Raw genomic sequence first — 5,343 nt, 5'->3', positions numbered from 1 at the left:
AGTCTTACCTCAAAACAACAAAAAAAGTGATGTTGAATTAATGTCCAACACGACTTATGCCACTGCTTCGGTCATTACCCTTTCCCCTTTCGAAGTCATTATCGTTCCATTTCAAGATGATCAGGATTCGATTTTTAAAAATTTGACATTTATGACCACGTTAGCCAAAGGGCTGTCAGAAAACTTGATTAACAGCTCGCATAATTATACGTCGAACGCCTTATATTCCGGTGAACAGCGATTATGTACCTATATCCTGCAAGGTTCCTATAAGAATTATTTTTTCGATAATCTGACAGATGTGGCCGCTACGATTGGGATTAGCTATCGGCATTTGCTGCTCTTACTGAATAAGTTATGTGATGATGGTATTTTAAAACGGGAAAAACGGAAATTTCAAATCACTGACATGGAACAACTTAAATACCGATCTTCTGAAGCAGAGTATTTCAAAATAAATCATTGATAAAATACCCATTCGACGCAAGCTGAAAAAGCGTCAGATGGGTATTTACTATTAAAAAGCGCGACTTTCAGTGAGGTGTTGAACAATACTTAAAGAAATACTCAGCGTTTCCAGCCTTAAAAACTTTCATGTAGATATTTAGTCAAATCGTTTACATACGTTTTCTGTTGCTTTTTTAGATAGCATTTAACAAACGGTCTCAGGTAAATTTTTTTAGCCTGAATCGCTTCAGTAAAATGGATTTTTGTTTTGTGATCGCTTAAGGAGAAAAATTCACCTGTCCATTTTCCTTTCATATTTACATTCTCCATCTCGAATGCGTAAAACTTCATGGGTTCAAACTCTGTGATTGTGAAGGTCGTGGGGAAATCTTGAGTAGTGTACTCAACGAAAACCTTCTGATCTTCGAGGACTTCAACTTTATTCAGATCACTTCGCCACTTTGTGTTTGTCATTGAAGTGACCACCTGCCAAACTTTTTCTATATCAGCATGAAAGATTGCTTCGATTCTTTCAGTAGTCATAATTATCCAACCCCTTTATTATCATTTTACTGTACTGGACATAGTAAAACCTCTCAGTTTTGATACTAATTCTGCGTGTTTTAATAAGGGTGGATTGACCGTTCTTGGACTTACCAAACTTCATGAATAAATTTATTTCTTCGCTCGGCGTTTCTTTGATAGTTCTCCGGATTTCTTTGGTAGTAATCTTGGTGTTCAGCGTCAGCAGGATAAAAAGTTTTTGCAGCCTCGATGGTTGTTACGATCGGCTGATCAAACCTTCCACTTGCCTGCAAGCTGTCTCGACTTTTCTCAGCAATTCTTTTTTGTTCTTCATTAAAATAAAATATGACCGGACGATAACTGCTGCCACGATCTTCAAACTGACCAAAAGCATCTGTCGGATCTGTTTGCTGCCAATAAATTTCTACTAATTCTTGATATGAAATGAATTCTGGGTCGTAAATAATTTCTACCGCCTCAGTATGGCCTGTATCGCCGCTCTTTACTTCTAAATACGTTGGATTTTCTTTCTCACCGCCAGTATACCCAGAAATCACTGATTCAATTCCCGGCAATGAATCAAAGGGTTTGACCATACACCAAAAACAACCTCCTGCAAAAATTGCTCGCTCCATCTTTCTCACCTATCCTTTACATTTATTCATCCACAGGGACGATGGATCCGCCCCATTTCTTTTCAACCCATTGTTGAACCTTGGCTTCATGCAATGTTTCAACAATTGTTTTAATGTCTTTATTGTCCTTATTCGTCGTTTTCGTCGCGACAATATTCACATATGGCGAATCGTTTTGTTCGATCATCAAGGAATCCTTCGCTGGATTCAACCCTTTTTCGTAAGCAAAATTAGAATTAATCGCGACTAAATCCCCTTCATTATTTTCATAGGCTGAAGTCAGTAATGTCGGATCCACACTATGATCAAAGACCAGATTTTTAGGATTTTCAGTAATATCCTCAAAAGTTGCCTGATCAATTTGTATCCCAGGTTTAATTTTGATCAACTTATTTTTTACAAAGATATTTAAGACTCGGCCCCATTCAGAGGGCACATTTGAAACAATCACTTTTGCCCCATCGGGAATAGCAGCAATTTTCTTTATTTTGTGTGAATAAATGCCCATTGGTTCAAGATGGATCGCCCCCACATTTGAAAATTGATACCCATTTTCTTTCTTTTGCAAATTGAAGTATGGAACCGTTGAAAAATAATTCGCATCGATGTCTCCATTTTCCAATGCCTTATTTGGCAAAACATAGTCATCGAACTTGACGATCTCTAATTCGATCCCCTTCTTCTTCAACTCCGGCTTAATATGCTCTAAGATTTCTGCATGGGGCGTCGGTGAAGCACCAATCTTTACCTTATCCGTCTTCTCAGCTGAACCCGAGCCGCAGGCAGCTAATAAAGTCACACAACCTAACACCAATAAAACCAAACCAATTTTTTTCATACAAACACTCTCCCAATTTTTTTGACAAATAAAAAAAATATTCATCCCTTTACCTATCAGCATCCTGATAAATAAAGGGACGAATATTTTCGCGTTACCACCCTTATTCGTATTATTCTCACAAATAATACCTCAACGGTACAAACATACCCGGCGATGTAACGGTCGCTTCCCGTCCAGCTTGCGTGAACAAACTAAAGGCTCAGAGCTCATCTTCATTGATTTTCCACGATCCCTCTTTTCACCTGCCGAGGGTCTCTTTAATCGTCTATTAGTCAATTACTCTTCTCTTCAATGCTTCATTATTGATTTACGTTATTCTAATATAAACAATCTTGCTTTGCAACAAAAAAAGCGAAAACTCCTCAACTTTTAAATTGAGGAGTTTCACCTCTATCGTGTTACCTGTGGCAAAGTCACAAGCTCTGTCAGCTCATTGATAATAATATCCGCTTTACTCTGATCCATAAAGAACCCTTGTTTCAAAGCAACCGTATAAATGCCCGCAGCTTTAGCCGAAGCAATCCCTAATGTTGAATCTTCCACAGCTAGGCAATCATCACAGGCTAAGGCGTCGCGACTGATCAAATAGATTTCCGGATTAGGTTTGCTTTCCTTTAACTCTTCCCCACTAATAGTATATGAAAAATAGCGTTCCAATTTGCAGTCGGATAACATTTGATCAATTTCTTTGCGTGGGGATGACGAGGCCAATCCAATTGCGATATTTTCTACTCTCAATTGTTCTAATACTGATGGCACGCTTTCTCGAATAGCCTTTGAAAAATCAATTCCGTGTCGCTGCTTGTAATGAAGGTACTCTCGATGGAGGCGATCGCGTGTGATCTCATCTTCAGGGATCAGCATTTCCCATGTTTGTTTTTCCGAGTTTCCTACATAATCTTCAAATTTATCAGAGCCTGGTTGTATGCCTTTAAACTTAAAAAAATCCATTCGACGTTTAAAATAGAAGGGTTCACTATCAATTAGCACACCGTCCATATCAAATATTACTGCTTTTCTCATTCTCTCACCTAGTCCTTCACAATATCATTTAGTAAGCGAAGCTCTAACAAAGGAAGCTCAATCGTATATTCCTTCTCAACCTCTTGAAATGCTTGATGGATCAACTCCATATTATGTCCCTCTTTTTGAATATATTCTTTGATATCTGCTTGTTCATCTACACTTTCTTTGCGTAAAATACGTTCGATCATTGAGCAGCAGTGCATGTAAAGCAAGAACAATTGATTGTTTGAAAATTCGATCCCCATTAGTTTTTCGAGTTCTTTGACGGCCTTTTGTACCAATCTCAAAACCTTCATTGCATCAAGGATCGTTAAATTTTCTACGATCTTGTTAATCGAGAAATTAAAAATCAATTGACTCTTGAAGGCTTCACTATCAATGTCGACTTGTTCATGCAATAGCTCCGCAAATTCTGAAACGGCTTCTCCGTTGATTAATTGATCCAAACCAATGTATGGGACTTGATTGATTTTCGGGTTTTCTGTCCCAACGATCATCAAGACATCATACAGCTGAAATGGAGTCTCATACATTTTATTCTCAGCTAATTTTTTATAGTCATAAGGCAGGATGGTCAATTCCTTTGCAGAATCACCTAAGCACTTCTGTAGGATTTCTTGGATTTGAGTGGCGCTTCCTATTCCTGTATAACAGCAGGTAATGATCGCTTTTTTCTTATTTACCTCTGGGATGATCAGTTGCTTTTGTATACGGTTTTCGACAGTGATGGCCTCATAAACTTCGGTGACACTGTTGCCGTTGACAATATGTTCTCCGACTTCCAATACAAGCGGTGTACTGACATTATCAATAATAACCAAAGGACTCTTAATATGATTTGAAAGACGTTCCCCCAATTGATTGAAGGAACCCATATCTACTAGTAGGATCAATCCTGAATCTGTACTATAATCATTGATATAACGAATAATCTTTGTTTCAACCTTGTCTAAGGTGATATTGATGGGCATATCATAGGCCTGAAACACATTTTTCCCTAGCATCCGATTCACGACATTCGCCAAACTGCTGGCTGTTGAATAGCCATGGGCTGGTACGATACATTTTACGTCATTCGGCAGGTCGCTGATCTGTAAACTATAAAAATAAAAAGTCACAAAAACAATATCTTCATCCAATAATCGCTGATCCAACTGCTGGGATAAATAGCTCAATAGCTTTTTAGCATACCAAAATGGCGTTTCTAAAAATGAATCCAAGAATTCCATCAACTCATTTTTTTGTTCCTGCCAGCCATAATCACTATCTAAAATATCTGTATTATCCTTTAGATAAAGATAGCTTGCTAAAGAAACAACCCGATTGCCATCCTGTTCAAATCCATAGTTCTTATACATCATATCCAGTGTTTGTCGAATATGATAAGTCAGCACGGAATATAAAGACTCTTCCTTTTCATACGTTCCTTGAAAAATAAATTCGTCCATCATTTGTGTCACACGACTAACAGTATCCTCAATGAATTCTTGCGGCTGACTCTCTTTTTTCTGGACCTTTTTAAATTCTGATACGACTTCATCAAAAAAATTACGAAGCAGTTGTGTCTCTTTGCTTTCCAAGTGAATTTGCTGAGTCGTGTTGGGTAGGTATGTGCGATCTGACATTTTCTTCTTTGGTTTACTAAACTGTTCTTTGAATTTCAGATTGTACTCTAGTGGCAGATCCTTTAACCGAACAAAGATCGTCTGACTATTCTTCTGATGCACATAGGCATTTCCACAGGCGTATTTGATGATATTCTTGATTTTCCCGACATTTCCTTCTAAATCACTATTTAGCAAGAAATCAATCATTTGATAAGAAACCTGCAGCTCCTTATCCAAAATGCTGCTTTCTGTAATGAAGAAG

General features: G+C 37.9%; 6 protein-coding genes and 1 other annotated feature. Of the genes, 1 reads left to right on the top strand and 5 read right to left on the bottom strand.

Translation table 11 applies throughout. The features are described 5' to 3' along the window. A partial coding sequence (locus tag AB3I27_RS13825) for a helix-turn-helix domain-containing protein (RefSeq protein ID WP_002316699.1) occupies nucleotides 1–466 on the top strand: 466 nt, incomplete at its 5' end. A gap of 116 nt (nucleotides 467–582) precedes the next feature. Here AB3I27_RS13825 and AB3I27_RS13820 read toward each other — a convergent pair. From AB3I27_RS13820 to AB3I27_RS13800, 5 genes are all read right to left on the bottom strand, one after another. After that, on the bottom strand, nucleotides 583–990 hold the full coding sequence (locus tag AB3I27_RS13820; protein ID WP_002316700.1) for an SRPBCC family protein: 408 nt from the start codon (nucleotides 988–990) through the stop codon (nucleotides 583–585). Nucleotides 991–1,100: 110 nt separating this feature from the next. After that, on the bottom strand, nucleotides 1,101–1,607 hold the full coding sequence (msrA, locus tag AB3I27_RS13815; protein ID WP_002292429.1) for a peptide-methionine (S)-S-oxide reductase MsrA: 507 nt from the start codon (nucleotides 1,605–1,607) through the stop codon (nucleotides 1,101–1,103). Nucleotides 1,608–1,629: 22 nt separating this feature from the next. Beyond that, a complete protein-coding gene (locus AB3I27_RS13810) occupies nucleotides 1,630–2,445 on the bottom strand; it encodes a MetQ/NlpA family ABC transporter substrate-binding protein (protein ID WP_002292428.1) in 816 nt (271 codons plus the stop codon). 72 nt (nucleotides 2,446–2,517) lie between these two features. After that, nucleotides 2,518–2,749 (bottom strand) — a binding site (T-box leader). A gap of 89 nt (nucleotides 2,750–2,838) precedes the next feature. After that, the gene (locus AB3I27_RS13805; protein WP_002292426.1) at nucleotides 2,839–3,471 is read right to left on the bottom strand and encodes an HAD family phosphatase; all 633 of its coding nucleotides are present in this window, start codon (nucleotides 3,469–3,471) and stop codon (nucleotides 2,839–2,841) included. An 8-nt stretch (nucleotides 3,472–3,479) separates the two neighbouring features. Continuing rightward, on the bottom strand, nucleotides 3,480–5,343 hold a 1,864-nt coding region (locus AB3I27_RS13800; protein ID WP_236017435.1), incomplete at its 5' end, for a PRD domain-containing protein.

It is taken from the genome of Enterococcus sp. C46 (assembly GCF_040887565.1).
GTDB classification, from domain to species: Bacteria; Bacillota; Bacilli; order Lactobacillales; family Enterococcaceae; genus Enterococcus_B; species Enterococcus_B lactis.
The sequence above is the reverse complement of the archived record's forward strand: the minus strand, read 5'-3'. Positions and strand labels throughout refer to the sequence as shown.